This is a genomic window from Leucobacter sp. USCH14 (assembly GCF_037619215.1).
In the GTDB taxonomy this organism is placed as follows: Bacteria; Actinomycetota; Actinomycetes; order Actinomycetales; family Microbacteriaceae; genus Leucobacter.
The window spans coordinates 1-16,386 of the sequence record NZ_JAQPZP010000021.1 but is presented as its reverse complement, the minus strand read 5'-3'; the positions used below and the strand labels follow the sequence as shown (position 1 = coordinate 16,386).

Here is a 16,386-nt window from a genome sequence, read left to right as displayed (position 1 = left end):
TGCGTGAGGTTGCACAGTGCAACCTCACGCAACCCGATTGCACCTGCTTGTGGGGAGAGCGGAGCCGTTTGAGGCGATGGTTCAGTCGCTAGCGCGAGGGGACTTGAACTGACCTCGACCCCCTCGCGCCGCGAATCTCGGGCGAGCATTCTACTGTATGAAATCAACGATCTACGGCATCTAACCTGTGGATAACTCCACCGCGATACCCCGACCTACAGGTTGCTTAGCACTTTCGTTAGCACTTTTCGCAGCCCGAGCTAGGAGTCGTGCAAATTGCAGAGTAGCTAGCCACCGCATAGGCATGATGGGGAAGTTTCACGGGCTCTCAAGCTGAGCGATCCAGGATCCGGGCGGTGCTGGCCTCTGGGGTGAGGTCGAGCCTGCGGAGTAACTGCGCGTTGAGGGCGACGACGACGGTGGAGACGGACATGAGGATCGCCCCGATGCTCATCGGCAGTACGAAGCCGATCGGCGCGAGGACGCCCGCGGCCAGCGGCACGGAGACGAGGTTGTAGCCGGCCGCCCACCACAGGTTCTGCTTCATCTTCCGGTACGCCGCGCGGGAGAGCTCGATGACGGACAGCACCGACCGGGGATCGGAGGAGGCCAGGATCACACCCGCCGAGCCGATCGCCACGTCGGTGCCCGCCCCGATCGCGATGCCGACGTCGGCCTGGGCGAGTGCGGGAGCGTCGTTCACGCCGTCGCCGACCATGGCGACCCGGCGACCTTCGTGCTGCAGCTCGGCGACCTTGGCGGCCTTGTCCTCGGGGCGCACCCCGGCGAACACGCGGTCGATGCCGAGATCCCGCGCGACCGTCTCGGCGACGGCCCGCGCGTCGCCGGTGATCATCACGACCTGGACCCCGGCGGCGTGCAGCGCGTCGACGGCCTCGCGCGACTCGGGTCTGATCTCGTCGGCCAGCCGCAGGGCGCCGATGACCTTGCCGTCGGCGATCACGTGCAGGATGATCGCGCCCTCTTCGCGCCAGGTGTCGGCGACGGGGAGTTCGTCCGCCCCGTGCTGGTCGAGCAGGTACGGTCCGCCGACCTCGATGACGATTCCATCGACGGTCGCCTTGACGCCGACCGCCGGGGAGGATGAGAAGTCCGAGGCCACGGGCACGTCGAGCTCCCTGGCGCGCGCGGCGCCGACGATCGCGCGGGCGAGCGGGTGCTCGCTGTCGGCCTCCGCGGCGGCGGCCAGGGCCAGCACCTCGGCCTCGGTCCGGGTGTCGGCGGGATCGATGGCGGTCACCGTCGGCTCGCCCTTGGTGAGGGTGCCGGTCTTGTCGAACAGAATCGCATCCACGGTGCGCATAGACTCCAGCGCGAGGCGATCCTTGACGAGCACTCCGCCGCGGGCGGCGCGTTCGGTCGCGATGGACACCACCAGCGGGATCGCCAGGCCGAGCGCGTGCGGGCAGGCGATGACCAGCACGGTGATCGTGCGCACCACGGCGGCGTCGGGCAGCCCGACGAGCGACCAGATAGTGGCGGTGATTGCCGCCGCGCCCAGGGCGAACCAGAACAGCCACGCCGCCGCGGTGTCGGCGATCCGCTGCGCCCGGGACGAGGACGCCTGAGCGTCTGCGACGAGCTTCTGGATACCGGCGAGGGCGGTGTCGTCGCCGGTGGCGGTGACCTCGACGCGCAGGCCGGAGTCGGTGGCGACGGTGCCGGCGACCACCTGATCGCCGGTCTCCCGGCGCACCGTCTTCGACTCGCCGGTGACCATCGACTCGTCCATCGAGGCCGCCCCGTCGACGATCCTGCCATCAGCGGGTACCGAGGAACCCGGGCGCACGATCACCACGTCGCCGACGGCCAGATCAGCAGGAGCGACCTTTGCTACGTCGTTGCCGTCGATTTTCTCGGCCTCGTCGGGCAGCAGCGCGGCGAGCGAGTCGAGGGCGGAGGTGGTCTGCGCGAGCGAGCGCATCTCGATCCAGTGCCCCAGCAGCATGATGACAACCAGCAGCGCCAGCTCCCACCAGAAGTTCAGCTCGTGGTGCAGCATGCCGAGGCTCGCACCCCAGGAGGCGAGGAATGCGACGGTGATCGCCAGTGCGATGAGCAGCATCATGCCCGGCTTGCGGGAGCGGATCTCGCTCAGCCCGCCCGAGAGGAACGGCCTGCCGCCCCAGAGGTAGACGACCGTGCCCAGGATCGGCGACACCCACGGCACCCACGCGGCCTCGGGCAGCTGATAGCCGACGAGGTGGGCGAACATGTCGTTGCAGGCCACCACCGGCACGGCGAGCACGAGCATGATCCAGAACAAGCGCCGGAATTGCCCGACGTGATCCCCGTGTCCGGCATGCCCATGATCATGTCCGCCGTGTCCCTCGTGGTGCGCGTGGGCGTCGTGGTGATGGCTGGAAGGCTCGCCGTGACTCTGGTGGTGGTCGTGCGAGTGGTGACCGGAGTGGGTGTTCGGCTCGTCGTGGTGCGCGTGCTGAACGTCCACGTGCTCAGGATGCGCGTGCGATCGTGTCGAGGGATCGTTGCTCATGGTCTCGTCTCCTTCGTTCGTCACCCCAGCCCAGAGGCGAGACCGGGGCGAAGGTTCCGCGCTCCCGTGCACGTCCGCACGTCGGGAGCGCGGAACCAGATGCCGTCAGGCGGCGTAGGCGTAGCGGTCGGGGTCGGTGTCGAACAGGGGCCCGCAGGCCGCGCAGCAGAACCAGTACCGCTGCCCGTTGTGGTCGCGGTAGAGTCCGGCGGCCTCAGCGTCGGCCTTCACGACCGGGGTGCCGGCCATGACCTGGCACTCGGTCATCGCATCGGCCGGCGTCTGGGCGATGGTCTCCGCACTGGGCGTATGGTCGCAGCAGCTGCCACCCGTGGCGGAGGTGTCGGTGAGGTTGAGGTTCTCGTATGCAGTCATCAGGTAGATCTCTTCCTTTGGTTGATTACGGTTCGATCGGATACGGATCAGATCGCAAGTGAGCGCCCGGCGGCTTGTAGTTGCATGTATCTGCCACTCATTATGGTGACTCGCTCCCGCATTCTCGTGACAATCTTCTCGGGCTTTCGCTAGGACATGGCTCCTCCAACACAATACCCCTTAGGGGTATTCCTGGCTGGTGTGAACTTCCTCAGCGAGGCGCTGCGCTTGCCCGGTGGGGCGGATGTGACGCAGGCGGGTAGCGGCGATGATCGCGGCCACCGCGGCGATGACCGCGGAGACGATCGCCGCCATGTTCAGGCCGCCGGAGAAGGCCGCCTGTGCGGCGGCGATCAGCTGTTCGCCCAGCGCGCCGGGCAGTTCCGCAGCGGCGGCGAGGGCGCCGTCGATGCTGTCCGACGCGGCCGCCGCGGCCTCCGGGGAGAGCCCGTCGGGCAGGGTGCCGTCGATCCGGTTGCGGTAGGCGGCGAGGCCGACGCTGCCGATGACGGCGACACCGAGCGAGATGCCCAGGTCGTTCGCCGTGGTCGCCAGCCCCGAGGCGCCGCCGGTCTTCTCCGGGGGCACCGAGCCCACCACGAGCTCGGTGGTCAGTGCCATCGAGGGGGCGACGCCGGGGTAGGTGATCACGAAGCTCGCGATCACCAGCGCCAGGCCTGTGCCGGCGTCGAGCTGGGTGAACAGGATGTAGCCGACGACCTGGGTGAGCAGGCCGATCGCGATCACGTTCCCGGGCCGGAACTTCCGTGCGAAGACCGGCGAGAGGGTCGAGACGACGATCAGCACCGCCGCCGCAGGCAGGATCGCCAGGCCCGCCTGCAAGGGCGAGAGGCCTTGCACCGTCTGGAGGTACTGGGTGAACAGCGAGTACACCCCACCCAGTGCCGCCGCCGAGAGCAGGAACACCGCCAGCGCACCGGAGACGGTGCGATTGGCGAACAGCCGCACGTCCAGCAGGGGCTGCTTGGCGCGCAGCTGCCGGAGCGTGAACCACAGCCCGATCAGCACGCCTGCGGCGAGCAGCCCGAGTGTGGGCCCGACGGGCTCTTGGGCGGCGAAGCGCTTGATGCTGTAGATGATCGCGAGCAGCCCGCCGACCAGCAGCAGGGCGCTGAACAGGTCGATCTTCGCCGACGGATCGCGGTGCTCGGGCACGAGGATTGGGGCGCCGATGGCGACGAGCGCCATGATTGGCACCGCGACGAGGAACGTCGCCTGCCAGCCAAACCCTTCCAGCAGCAGGCCGGACAGGAGTGGGCCGAGGGCGACGCCGGCGGAGATACCGCCCGCCCAGACCCCGATGGCGACGCCGCGCTGTTTCGCGTCGGCGAAGATCACGAAGATCAGTCCGATCGTTGCGGGCACCATCATCGCTGCGGCCAGTCCGAGGACGGCGCGCCAGACGATCATCAGCTCGGGGATCGTGGTCAGGGACGCCGCGATGGAGACGGCAGCGAACAGGGACGCGCCGATGACCATGAGCAGGCGCTTGCCCACCCGGTCGCCGAGCACGCCCATCGCGACGAGGAACCCGGCCATCACGAAGCCGTAGATGTCGAGAATCCACAGCAGCTGCGTGCTCGTCGGGTTCAGGTCCGCGGCGAGGTTCGGGGCTGCCAGGAACAGGATCGTCAGCATCATGAACAGCAGCGTCGAGGGGATCACCAGCACGGCGAGCCCCCACCACTGCCTCGCCCCGGCCTTCGGGGCCGCGGGGGTGCCGGGCGCGCTCATGTCGCACCCCCTCGGGGTGTGCGTGTCGTGGTCATGGTCGTGTGCTCCTCTCTGCCGGATCGCCGCCCGGGCGGGCGACCTCCCGCACAAGTCGTATATGTGTGTACGAGTTGCAACGAATACAATATCTCATACATTCCAGTACGACTTGTGAGGTAGAGCATGGCGACGAAGAACGCCCAGCCGACCGGCGGCGCTCGACGTGGCCCGGCGACAGTGAGCCGGGCGGCTAACCAGCGCGCCGACGCGCAGCGCAACCGGGTAAAGATTCTGGCCGCGACAGTGACCGCGATCCGCAAGAACCTCGACGCGTCGGTCGCCGACATCGCTGCTGAGGCGGGAGTGGGCCGGATGACCCTTTATGGGCATTTCCAGACTCGCGCAGAGCTCATTGAGGCCGCACTGGTAGACAGTCTGGAACGCGCCGAGGACGTGCTCAGTCAGATCCCGCTGGACGGCGACCCGCGTGCGGCCTTCCAGCGACTCATTGCCTCCAGCTGGATGTTCGTCGACCAATCCCGTGCCCTGCTGGCCGCGGCACAGAAGGAACTCTCCGCCGCCCGCATTCGCGAGCTGCACGAGAAGGCTGAGGCGCGCATGCGCGGACTGCTGCTGCGCGGACAGCGCGAAGGTGCCTTCCGCGCCGACTTGCCGGTGTCCTGGCTGCTGACCACCACGCACGTCGTTCTCAACGGTGCGGCCGAGGAGGTGCGCACGGGCCGGATCGACCCTGACGATGCGCCATGGTTCATCGACGCGATCTTGCTGCCGGCCTTCACCGCCCCGCCGTCGGCGAGATGACCTCGCCCGCGTATTGCAGGGGCGAGGTCAAGGGGCTTTGCGTCCGGCGAGGACGCCACCGCCGAGGAGGAACAGGGCGCCCATCGGGTAGCCGGCGACGAGGTCGACCCAGCCCTCGGGCTGGGCGGGGCCGAAGGTTTCGAGGTGCGCGAGCCAATGCACGATGAGGATCACCGCACCGAGCGCCAGGAGCAGTTGACCTAGGCGCACGAAGCGGCGGTGTCGGCGGTAGGCGGAATCGGGGCCGGGGACGCCGGCTGGCTGCTGAGATTTCATGAGGTTGTGTGCTTTCACGCTGTGGATGGGCTACTGCTGGTAGGCGATAGTCGCCATCATCCCGGCTTCGCCGTGGTAGAGGTTGTGGCAGTGGGTGAGCCACCGGCCAGGATTGTCGGCGTCGAACTCGAGGCGGAAGCTCTGGCCGGGAAGCACGATCGAGGTGTCCTTGCGAGGGCCGCCATCGGGGTGCTGGTAGGTGTGCCCGTGCAGATGCATGGGATGCCACATCGTGGTCGAGTTCGTGATGGTGAGCGCGACCCGCTCCCCTTCACTGATCGCGAGGGCGTCGCGGAGGGGGTCGTCCATGTCCAGGCGGGTGCCGTTGATCGCCCAGTCGTATTTCTCCATGGTGCCCGTGAGTTCCAGGGCGATCGTGCGATCCGCGCGCTTGGGGGCCAGCGCCACCTCCTCCGCGGCCGTCAGGTCGGCCGCGATCGTGGGGGTGCGGGCCTGCGAGAGGGTGGTGCCTGCCGGGGGCGGGGAGCCGGCCCCTGTGGAGAGGATCGCGAGGGCCTGGTCGACTTTGCCGAGCGCCTCGGCGACGACGGCGAACATGCCGTCGCCGGCGGTGAGGATCGCGTCGTAGCGTTCCCCCATCCCAATCACGATGCTCTCCGCCTCGTGCGGCGCGACTGGGTACCCGTCGGTGTGGGTGATCGTAAGCTGATGCCCGGTGACCCCGAAGCGGAAGGCTGTGTCGCCACCGGCATTGATGATCCTGAGCCGGATCCGTTCCCCGGGTTTCGCAGTAAAGGTTTCAGGATCGAGCTGGGGGCGTCCATTGATGAGGTAGAGCGGATAGTAGACGTCGCCCGCATCGCCGCCGAGGAGGTCGGAGGTAGCACCCATGAGGGTATTGCCCATCCGCATCGGCATGCCGCCATGATCCATTCCGCCCATCCCGCCCATGCCGCGGCTGAGCTCAGCGAATACGTCGTCGGGGGTGGCGTTGATGCCGTCGAGCCAGTCGTCGAGCACGATCACCCATTCCCGGTCGTAGTCGCCCCGCTCCCGGGGGTCGTCGATGATGAGCGGCGCGTATAGACCCCGGTCGAGCTGCGTGCCGACATGGGGGTGGAACCAGTAGGTGCCCGCGTGCGGCAACGCGAACTCATAGGTGAACGTGTCGCCGGCCGCGATGGCAGGCTGCGTGAGACCCGGCACCCCGTCCATGTCGTTGCGCAGAGCGAGGCCGTGCCAATGCACGGTCGTCGGATCGGGGAGGTCATTGGTGAGGGTGACACGGAGCAGATCGCCGACGTTGCCGCGGATCGGCTCCGCAGCCGTCACACCCCGGTATCCCCAGGTCTTGACGGTCTTCCCGCCGAGATCCAGGATGACCGGCTCAGCAGAGAGCGTGCGTGTGACTGTCTGACCCGTGGTCAGTCGGCTCGCCTCGGCCGCATCGACCGCGTCCGCCGTGGGCGAGAGGAACGCAGAGCTCTGCCTCGGGGTGCAGGCGGCCAAGCCCATCGCGGCAAGCGTCAGCGTGCCGGCGGCGAGGAACTGGCGGCGATTCAAAGAGCCGGTCATCAGTGGTCTTCCCGTGGTCGAGGATGGTTTGTGCGGTGCGGGGGTCATTGCGCGTTCGCTTCGATGAAGGGGAGCGGGTCGATCGGCTCACCGTTCAAGCGCAGCGCGAGATGCAAATGCGCACCGAAAGACATACCGGTGTTGCCCACGCGCCCCGCCTCATCGCCGATACTCACCCGATCGCCGACCTGATAGGCATGGGACTCGCCCTCCATGTGGCAGTAGCGACTGGTGAGGTCTTGCCCGTCGACGAGATGCTGCACCTTGAGCGAGAACCCGCAGCCGTCGCTCGCCCAGCCCGCTTCCACGACTACCCCGTCGCCGATAATACGAATCGGGGTGCCGTTGGCGGCAGCGATGTCCTGGGCATCGTGGAACTGCGCCACGGGAGCAGTGCGATATCCGAAACCGTCGGTGAGGGGCATGGTCTGATCGAAGGGGTAGCGCAGCTTCGTATCCGTCAGCTGATCCGGATCGACGAGGCCCTGCTCGGTGTTCACGCGTCGCGGTGCGACGGGGGCGGCCTGAACTTCGACCGCACCGATCGCATTGAACGTCTCGGCGCCGATTGCGGCGGGCGCGCCGACGAGCTGCTGCGCGGGGAGCTCGGCGGCGGCCGCCGCGGACACTGGGGCGAACGGGGCGGGGAAGGCGACGGGGCTCATCATGCCAGCCACGCTCAGCACCGCCGTCGCGGTGGCCATGAGGCTGCGCCGTGCCCGCTGTTGGGGTGGGGTGCCGCCGCCAGTGCCGTCCGTGAGGAAGTCGAACGACGGCATAGGGGTGAGATAGATCTGCTGGCCGTTCACGCGAAGAGCCCTCCGATGACGTAGTAGTTGCCGATCGCGACCGCGATACTCAGGGCGAGGGTGCTGGGAATGAAGACGACGGGGTTCTTGAATGGGTTTCGACGGGTATGCATAACTGTTCCGTGAGTCGGTGGCCAGGGAAGCGAAGGGTTCGAAGCTGCGACAGGGAAGCCGCAGTCACTCGGGCGCATGAGCGACAGGCACACGCACCGGCGGGGTGGGCGTGATCGAACTGCGCGCCTTAGCGAGACGCTTGGAGGACGACGGCCGGGCAGCGACGCGCGCCAGGCACACGCTGCGTGCAGGCCCTCGGCCAGGGTCGGCGTCCGGCCCGGTTGATCCCGGAGAAGGCCGGGCGTCAGTCGATCAGCCGCACCGCTCGTCGCGGCTCAGTGCCGGGGTGCGCGGGCAGGCTCTTGCCGAGATCCTAGTTCAAGTGCGGCTGATCGACAGTGCGAACAACGACGGCGGACGGGCCGCCGGAGGCGCGGGAAGTGCGCGGTTCAGCCAGCCGGCGGACTGTGCGGCGGCGCGGGAGAGACGGAACAGGGCGGGCCTGAGCAGGAAGAGCACTCCGGTCAACAGGGCCAGCATGCACAGCATGAGCATGCTCAGGTGCCCGTGATCAGGAGCTGTGCCGTGCGCGCAGCTCGCGTCACAGCCAGCGGACGCTCCGCTCACTGAGCCGTCTAAGGTTAGCGCGTCGGCCGCGCGTACTGCGTCGCTGGCGGTAGCTGTGCCCGCGGGCACGAGCGCGTCGCGCGCTGTAGCGTTGCCGGACAGGGAGTGCATCGCCACCAGGCCGAAGATGAGCATCAGCACGATCGCGAAGACCGTTCCGGCGCTCTGGATAAAGGGGCGCGTGGTCGCACGGTTCACCGCATCTCGCACACCAGCCCCTTTCGTTATGGTTTTGTTACCGTATCATGCTCGCCTGAGCCGTCGCCAGCTGCCCCTCACAGGCATGCCCTGCGATCCTCCTGGGGATCGCGGCTCCCAGCCTGTGTCTCCCGGAATGCCCTAGCGTAGAACTAGGACGCTCCAGCGATCTGCGGGTGCGGTGCGCGGCAAAGGAGAGGAGGCGGCGATGCTGACCTGTGGTGGAACGCCGCACAGAGACTCGCCTCGCCGACGCCTAGTTTCCTTCAGTCTGCTCGCTCTGGTGCTGGCAGGAATCTTCGGTATGCATGTCCTGAGCAGCTCGGCCGGACACGGCGGCCACGACACGAGATCCCCCGTCGCGCTTATCACGAGCGATCACGAAGCCGCGGATGTCGGCATGGGCGGCAGCTTGGGCACGTTAGCGGGGGCGCACGCATCCGGCACAATGGCCGCACCGGATGTGGCACCGGGAGATGCGCAGTGTCCCAACTCGTGTGAAGATCCGGCGCCTGGTCATGCCGCTCTGATGGTGGGGTGTGTACTCGCTCTGTTGGCGGGCGTCGTGCTGCTACTCATTCCGCTCGTGCTGGAGCACTCCTGGCGCTCCCTCGTCCTCGCGATCCGCTCCCTGCCACTTGCGGGCACTGTGTTGCCGCGACCACGGCCGCCGTCTCTTCTCGTTCTGTCGATCAGTCGCACCTGATTCGCGCCCGCTCCGGCCTCGGCTGGAGCACGGCTGCGCCCTGCCCGGGGCGCGATTCTCTGACTTTGTTGACTGAATGAAAGGACGCATACTGATGCGTATTCGCACGCTTGCGCTGGCTTCGGCCGCGCTGTCCACCGCCCTCCTGCTGGCCGGCTGCTCCCCGAGCGGAACGTCGGACGGGATGGCCGGCATGGATCACGGATCCACCGCTTCTAAGACGCCGACTGAGTCCGCAGCGCAGTTCAATGCAGCCGACCAGATGTTCGTGACGATGATGATCCCGCACCACGAGCAGGCGATCGAGATGGCCGACATGCTGCTCGCCAAGGACGGCATCGACGAACGGGTGGTTGCCCTCGCGCAGCAGATCAAGGACGCCCAGGGGCCCGAGATCAAGACTATGCAGGCCTGGCTCGACAATTGGGGCGTCTCCGCCGATGATTCGTCGACGGGCGGCATGGATCACGGCGGCGGCATGATGTCGGAAGACAGTATGACCGCCTTCGAATCAGCCACCGGAACCGAGGCGACGCGCCTGTTCCTCGAAGGCATGATCGAGCACCACACCGGCGCGATCGAGATGGCCCAGTCCGCCCTCGATGGCGGCAAGAACCCGGACGTGCTCGAGCTTGCGCAGCAGGTCATCGACGACCAGAGCGCAGAGATCACCACGATGCAGGAGCTCCTGAACAGCCTCTGATTCCGGCCTTGACCCGGGTCCCCGCCCACGCAGGAGCGGGGACCCCGCCCGCATCCTCGCAGCTCGCACCGCTCCCCAGTGCCCCCTGCATCCTCTCCGTTGACCGGGCCGCCCGCCCGCGTCCCACAGAAAGATGATCCAATGCCCGCATCTCTCCTCTCCAGCACGCCCCGCCTGCGCGGGCGGCTGCTCGTCACCGCGGCGACGGCTGCCCTCGCCATCGTGCTGACCGGCTGCGCCGCTGTCGCTCCCGCTGCGCCAGCATCCTCGCCACCGCCAACCTTCGGCCATATTCATGCCGTGATCCCAGAAGCCGGGGGAACCCTCCTCGTCGGCACCCATACCGGCCTCTACCGCGTGGACGAGGACGGTGCAGTGGACGGCCCACTCGGCGACTACGACTTCGATCTAATGGGACTCACCGACACCCAAGGCGCGCTGATCGCTTCCGGGCACCCAGGCCTTGAAACCCCGACGGAGCTGGGCTCCCCGAATCTCGGCATTATCCGCAGCGACGACACCGGGAAGAAGTGGCACCCGGTCGCCTTCACCAACGATGAGGACTTCCACGTCCTCACTGCCAGCCCGGACGGTCAGCTCTACGGCATCGGATCAACCAGCCCCGCGCTGCGAGTCAGCAACGACCTGGGGACCACTTGGGAGTCCCGCACCGAGCTCGACGCCGTTGATCTCGCTGTAACCACAGATGGCACGATCTACGCGGCCACCCCTGAGGGCGTGCGCACCAGCACCGACGGCGGGGCATCGTTCACGCCACTCGGAGATGCGCCGCTGCAGTACCTGCTCGAAGCTGCCGCAGACACAGTCGTCGGGGTCGGCACCGACGGACAGATCTGGCAGCGAGTCGGTAAGGGCGAGTGGAAGGCAATCGGATCAGCGACGGGCACCGTCGAAGCATTGGGGCTCTCCCCGGCCGGAGACGTCATCCTCGTCGACGAACGCGGCATCGTTGCACTCGACGACGACGCCACGATCATCCTGCCCGCACTATCGAGCCCCTGACCGATATCGAAGGAGCCCTCACACCCTGAACCTCCAAGCCTCAGCGACTGCTTTCGCACCCCGGTCTCGCCACTCCGACACAGCCTCCTTAGCGCCACATGTGATACCCCTGTTCTGCTGAATACACATAGGCTACGAATCGTAGGCAAAGGCGCGCAGGACTTGGCTTCGCACCTGTCTTCTGTGACGGTCTCGATGCGGGTGATGAGCGCCGGTGACGGCTACAAGTACCTCCTGCGCTCCGTCGTCACCGGCGACTGCGACCGCTCGCTGTCCACACCGCTCACGCGCTACTACGCCGAAGCCGGGACCCCGCCCGGCAGGTGGCTCGGCGCCGGGATCGCGCAGCTCGCCGGCGGTCAGATCACGACCGGCGATGAAGTGTCGGAGGAACAACTGCAGCTCCTCATCGGCATGGGCCGAGATCCCGTGACCGGTGATCCGCTCGGGCAGGCCTACCCGGTCTATTCGACCCCGGTAGAGCGCGTCGACGCACGGGTCGAAGCCCTCGACCCCGAGCTCGGCCCTGCCTCCCGCGCGGAGGCTGTCGCGCAGATCGAGAACGAGGAACGCAAGCGCGGCACCCGGAAGGCGGTCGCAGGCTACGACTACACCTTCTCGTTGCCGAAGTCGGCCTCCGTGCTCTGGGCGGTCGCCGACGCGGGCACGCAAGCGCTGATCGCCGACGCGCATCACGCGGCGATCGCGGAAGTGATCGAGTTCATGGAACGCGAAGTCGCTGCCACGCGTGTCGGCTCGACCGGCGCCGACGGCGGCGCGGTCGCCCAGGTCGATACCTTCGGGCTCGCCGCGACCGCCTACGACCACTACGACTCCCGCGCGAACGACCCGCACCTGCACACGCACGTGGTGGTCTCTAACAAAGTGCGCACGGTGCTTGATGGGAAGTGGCGGTCGCTCGACGGCCGCCCTATGCACGCCGCCACCGTCGCGCTCTCCGAGTTGCACGAGGCGATCATCGCCGACCATCTCACCCGGCTTCTCGGCGTCGAGTGGGAGGCACGCGAGCGGGGCCGGGGCCGGAACCCGGCATGGGCGATCGCGACGGTCCCGGAAAACCTCGTGCTCGAGTTCTCCACCCGCTCGCATCAGATCGATTCGGAGAAGGATCGCCTGATCGCCGAGTACGTGCAGCGGCATGGGCGGCAGCCGTCGGCGGCGACGGTCATCAAGCTCCGCGCTCAGGCCACGCTCACGACCCGGCCAGAGAAGAAAGTGCGCTCGCTCGCAGACCTCACGACCGAATGGCGCAAGCGCGCCACCAGGAAGCTCGGCCGGGATGCCGGCGAGTGGGCGCGCGAGGCGATCCCGGCGGGGATGATGCGGGTGCTGCGGGCGGATGACGTGCCGCTCGATGAGATCGAAGCGATCGCGCTCTCCGTGGTCGAGGCCGTTGGGGCGAAGCGGTCGACCTGGCACCGCTGGAACCTCACCGCCGAGGCCGCACGGCAGACGATGGGGTATCGGTTCGCGACGACTCGGGATCGGGAAGCCGTCAGCGGCATGGTCGTCGATGCGGCCGAACGCGCCTCGCTGCGCCTCACACCACCCGAACTCGCCTCCACCCCGGCACGGTTCCAGCGCCCGGACGGCACCTCGGCGTTCCGGCCCCGCCACTCGACCCTTTACTCCTCGACCGAACTCCTGGAAGCGGAAGCACGGCTCTTGAAACGCTCCCGCACCCTGACTGGGCCGACGCTGCCGCTCGCGGTGATCGAGCGCGTCACGGCCGCCCCGGATCGGGACGGGCGGATGCTTGGCCCAGACCAGGCCGACGCCCTCACCAAGATCGCCATATCGGGGCGAGTGCTCGACATGCTGGTCGGCCCCGCCGGCACCGGGAAAACCACCGCTATGAACGCACTCCGCCGCGCGTGGGAAGCCGAGCACGGGGCGGGGTCGGTGGTGGGGTTGGCGCCGTCGGTGGTCGCGGCGGAAGTCCTCGCCGACGACCTCGGCATCAAGACGGAGAACACCGCACGATGGTGGACGCTCCACAACCTGGGCCGGGTGTCATTCCGGGCATGGCAGCTCGTCATCATCGATGAAGCCAGCCTCGCAGGCACCCTCTCACTCGACCGCATCACCAAGATCGCCGAAGAAGCCGGCGCGAAAGTCCTGCTCGTCGGCGACTACTCCCAGCTCCAAGCCGTCGAAGCCGCCGGCGCCTTTGGGCTCCTCGCGGGTGACCGCGACGACACCCCGGAGCTGTCCACGATCTACCGGTTCACGAACGAGTGGGAGAAGATCGCATCCCTCGGGCTCCGCCTCGGCCAAACCGATGTGATCGACACCTACCAGGATGCGGGCCGGATCGCCGGCGGCGATACCGAGGATGTGACCGCCCTGGCGTATGAGGCGTGGCGTGCCGACCGGGAGGCGGGGGTCGCGTCGATCCTCGTCACCGATTCCAGCGAATCCATGACCGCGCTGAACCTCCGCGCCCGCACCGAGCTGATCCTCGCGGGGGTCGTGCAGCCGATCCGTGGTGAAGTCGCCCTCGACGGCGGCGCGACCGCCGCGGTCGGGGATGTCGTCATCACGCGGGATAACCGCCGGGATCTCCGCTCACGGTCGGCGTGGGTGCAGAACGGGAACCGGTGGACCATCACCCGTGTGCGGCGCGACGGCTCCGTGACGATCCGGCCCGCCGCCCAGGATCGGGGCGGGTCGATCGTGCTGCCCGCCGACTACGTCGCCGAGCACCTCGACCTCGGCTACGCCGTCACCGCCTACCGCGCCCAGGGCGTCACCGTTGACACTTCGCATGTGCTGGTCGATCCGTCGATGACCAGGGAGAACCTGTACGTCGCCATGACTCGCGGCAGGGACGGGAACTACGCCTACGTCGCCGTCGACACCCCAGACGACGCGCACCGGCACCCGCACGAAGCCTCGGATGTGGAGGAGGCCGCACGGCGGGTGCTGTTCGGGGTGCTCAATCATTCCGGTGCGGAGCTGTCGGCGCACGAGACGACCGAGCGGGAGCAGGAGAAGTGGGGGTCGATCCGGCAGCTCGCCGCGGAGTACGAGACCATCGCCACCGAAGCTCAACACGACCGCTGGGCCACCCTCATACGTGCATCTGGCCTCACCACCGCCCAAGTAGGCGCCGTGCTCGACTCCGATACTTTCGACGCCCTCGTCGCTGAACTCCGCCGGGCCGAGGCGAACCATCACGACGTTGACCGGCTTCTCCCACGCCTGGTGAGGGCTCGGGGCTTCGATGACGCCGACGACATCGCCTCCGTCCTGCACTGGCGACTCGCCACCGCCACCGAACACCCTGCCAGCAGCGGGCGCGCGGCGCAGGTGCCGAGGTTGATTGCGGGGCTGATCCCCGTCGCTGGCGGCATCACGGAACCGGATATGCGGCAGGCGCTTGCGGAACGGCATCAGCTCATCGAACAACGCGCTGCGGCCATCGCTGAGCAAGCCGCGGCAGATGGTGCGCCGTGGATGCGGGCACTCGGGGCGCGGCCGGATGATCCACGCAAGCAGGAGGCCTGGGTAAGGTACGCGCGCACGGTCGCCGCATACCGCGACCGCTACGGAGTCACGAGTGACGATGCTCTCGGGCCGGCTCCGGATGGCATCGCGCAGAGGGTCGACCAGGCCCGCGCCACGCAAGCGATCCAACGCGCGCGAGCACTCACCACTCAACGGGCGCGCCCCAAGGCCGCACCGGACGCGCTCATCAGACGGGGCGCGCGGTCGCTGTGATACTTGCGAAGGGGTCCCGCTTCTCGGGTGCCCGACGTACATTGGAAGCACAGCGGCAGAAACCTGCATGACACATTTCGCCTCCGGGCCGGGCCTTCGGACCACCTCCATTAGCGCCGCTATTAAGAGCAGTGCGCTAATGAGAGGAATCATCATGTTGAGCTTCATCGTCTCGGGAGTCGCGAGCGTGGTCGCCACGCTGAACCGTTACCTTCCCAGCCTCCGGTTCATTCAGCGAGTCGTCCACCGCCGCGACAGCCACAAGTGGGGTGTTCCCGCGATGCTCCTCGCGGTGCCCTACTTTCTGCTCGCGAACATCTTCAAAGGCATTCTCGAGGATGGAGGGCACGCCTTGTTCAGCGTGCCGCTCCTGTGGTGCCTGGTCATGGGGATCGTGTTCATCGTGCTCGGCCCGATCAGCCTCCTGCTCCTCGCAAAGGCTCGGACGCGAGAAGCTGTCGCTCGCTGGAACGTGCGGCGCCAGGCACAGAGCCTACAAAAGGAAAGGGCACGCGCCGAGTGGACTTCATCTCATGCTGACAGCCGGTCATCGTAGGGGCCTCGACTATTCCGACAGTCATGGAGTCGGGATGATGCGGTGATGCTCGGACATGCTCCTGCCTCCATAGCGTTTTCGCCAGGCTGGTCGGATGCACAGAAGCCATCTGCCAAGACCATTCAGCTCAACCTCCCGGCTACACGTGACTCTCGAAACAAGGATGCGACGTGGCTAGGCCCCGCACTCCGATCGGCACATTCGGCAAGATCAGCCACCGCAAGATCGGCAAAGGCCGCAACGAGGCGCGCGCCCGCTACCGAGACTGGGACGGCAAGCTGCGCGCCGTCCAATGCAGCGGCCCCACCCGTGCAGCGGCGGAACTCGCACTCAAACGAAAACTTGCCGAACGCTCTCTCTTCCAGCCGGGCTTCATCGGCATCAGCGCCGACAGCCGGTTCTCCGCGCTCGTGGACTACTGGCTTGAAGACATGGAGATCGAAGATCGCCTCTCGAAGACCACAAGACAGCTCTATGAACGCAACATGCGTACCCTCGTCGCGCCGGTCTTCGCTGAGCTCACTCTGCGCGAAATCGGGGTCGCTCGCTGCGACTACTTCCTGAAACAGCTTGCGAACCAGAGCTACAACAGGGCCAGGCAAGCCCGCGTCGTCCTCAGGCTCGCACTCGGGTCTGCTGCACGTTTAGGTGACATTCGATATGGCTGGTTCCGGCTGGCCTGGAAGGATGATCACTATGCCCCCT

General features: G+C 67.3%; 12 protein-coding genes and 1 pseudogene. 6 read left to right on the top strand and 7 right to left on the bottom strand.

The genetic code is table 11. From position 1 onward, the window contains the following. Positions 1-328: 328 nt before the first annotated feature. The 3 genes from PQI23_RS13605 to PQI23_RS13595 form a co-directional block, all read right to left on the bottom strand. A complete protein-coding gene (locus PQI23_RS13605) occupies positions 329-2,518 on the bottom strand; it encodes a heavy metal translocating P-type ATPase (RefSeq protein WP_076623916.1) in 2,190 nt (729 codons plus the stop codon). A gap of 105 nt (positions 2,519-2,623) precedes the next feature. Then, complete coding sequence (locus tag PQI23_RS13600) at positions 2,624-2,893, bottom strand: hypothetical protein (protein WP_339975441.1); 270 nt, start codon at positions 2,891-2,893, stop codon at positions 2,624-2,626. Positions 2,894-3,073: 180 nt separating this feature from the next. Continuing rightward, positions 3,074-4,648 carry an MFS transporter gene (locus PQI23_RS13595; RefSeq protein WP_339975439.1) on the bottom strand — a complete coding sequence of 525 codons (1,575 nt, stop codon included), beginning with the start codon at positions 4,646-4,648 and terminating at the stop codon, positions 3,074-3,076. A gap of 162 nt (positions 4,649-4,810) precedes the next feature. Between PQI23_RS13595 and PQI23_RS13590 the strand changes: the two genes are divergently transcribed. Next, entirely contained in the window at positions 4,811-5,449 is a 639-nt protein-coding gene (locus tag PQI23_RS13590; RefSeq protein WP_024356142.1) for a TetR/AcrR family transcriptional regulator, read from the top strand. 27 nt (positions 5,450-5,476) lie between these two features. Here PQI23_RS13590 and PQI23_RS13585 read toward each other — a convergent pair whose 3' ends face one another. From PQI23_RS13585 to PQI23_RS13570, 4 genes are all read right to left on the bottom strand, one after another. After that, positions 5,477-5,725 carry a hypothetical protein gene (locus PQI23_RS13585; RefSeq protein ID WP_017882575.1) on the bottom strand — a complete coding sequence of 83 codons (249 nt, stop codon included), beginning with the start codon at positions 5,723-5,725 and terminating at the stop codon, positions 5,477-5,479. A 30-nt stretch (positions 5,726-5,755) separates the two neighbouring features. Next, complete coding sequence (locus PQI23_RS13580; RefSeq protein WP_339975435.1) at positions 5,756-7,261, bottom strand: multicopper oxidase family protein; 1,506 nt, start codon at positions 7,259-7,261, stop codon at positions 5,756-5,758. Positions 7,262-7,305: 44 nt separating this feature from the next. After that, complete coding sequence (locus PQI23_RS13575; protein WP_238560272.1) at positions 7,306-8,070, bottom strand: M23 family metallopeptidase; 765 nt, start codon at positions 8,068-8,070, stop codon at positions 7,306-7,308. 432 nt (positions 8,071-8,502) lie between these two features. Next, positions 8,503-8,961 (bottom strand): DUF6153 family protein, encoded by a 459-nt coding sequence (locus tag PQI23_RS13570; protein ID WP_339975432.1) that lies wholly within the window; start codon positions 8,959-8,961, stop codon positions 8,503-8,505. Between the two features lie 788 nt (positions 8,962-9,749). On the opposite strand from PQI23_RS13570, the gene PQI23_RS13565 reads away from it, so the two are divergent. From PQI23_RS13565 to PQI23_RS13545, 5 genes and pseudogenes are all read left to right on the top strand, one after another. Beyond that, positions 9,750-10,358 carry a DUF305 domain-containing protein gene (locus PQI23_RS13565; RefSeq protein ID WP_024356141.1) on the top strand — a complete coding sequence of 203 codons (609 nt, stop codon included), beginning with the start codon at positions 9,750-9,752 and terminating at the stop codon, positions 10,356-10,358. 141 nt (positions 10,359-10,499) lie between these two features. Next, positions 10,500-11,381, top strand: coding sequence for a sialidase family protein (locus PQI23_RS13560; protein WP_339975430.1), 882 nt, complete (start codon positions 10,500-10,502; stop codon positions 11,379-11,381). 195 nt (positions 11,382-11,576) lie between these two features. Beyond that, on the top strand, positions 11,577-15,125 hold the full coding sequence (gene mobF / locus PQI23_RS13555; protein ID WP_445238439.1) for a MobF family relaxase: 3,549 nt from the start codon (positions 11,577-11,579) through the stop codon (positions 15,123-15,125). A gap of 154 nt (positions 15,126-15,279) precedes the next feature. Continuing rightward, the gene (locus tag PQI23_RS13550; protein ID WP_339975444.1) at positions 15,280-15,681 is read left to right on the top strand and encodes a hypothetical protein; all 402 of its coding nucleotides are present in this window, start codon (positions 15,280-15,282) and stop codon (positions 15,679-15,681) included. A gap of 170 nt (positions 15,682-15,851) precedes the next feature. Beyond that, positions 15,852-16,386 (top strand): annotated as a pseudogene (locus PQI23_RS13545) (hypothetical protein); the annotation flags it as partial.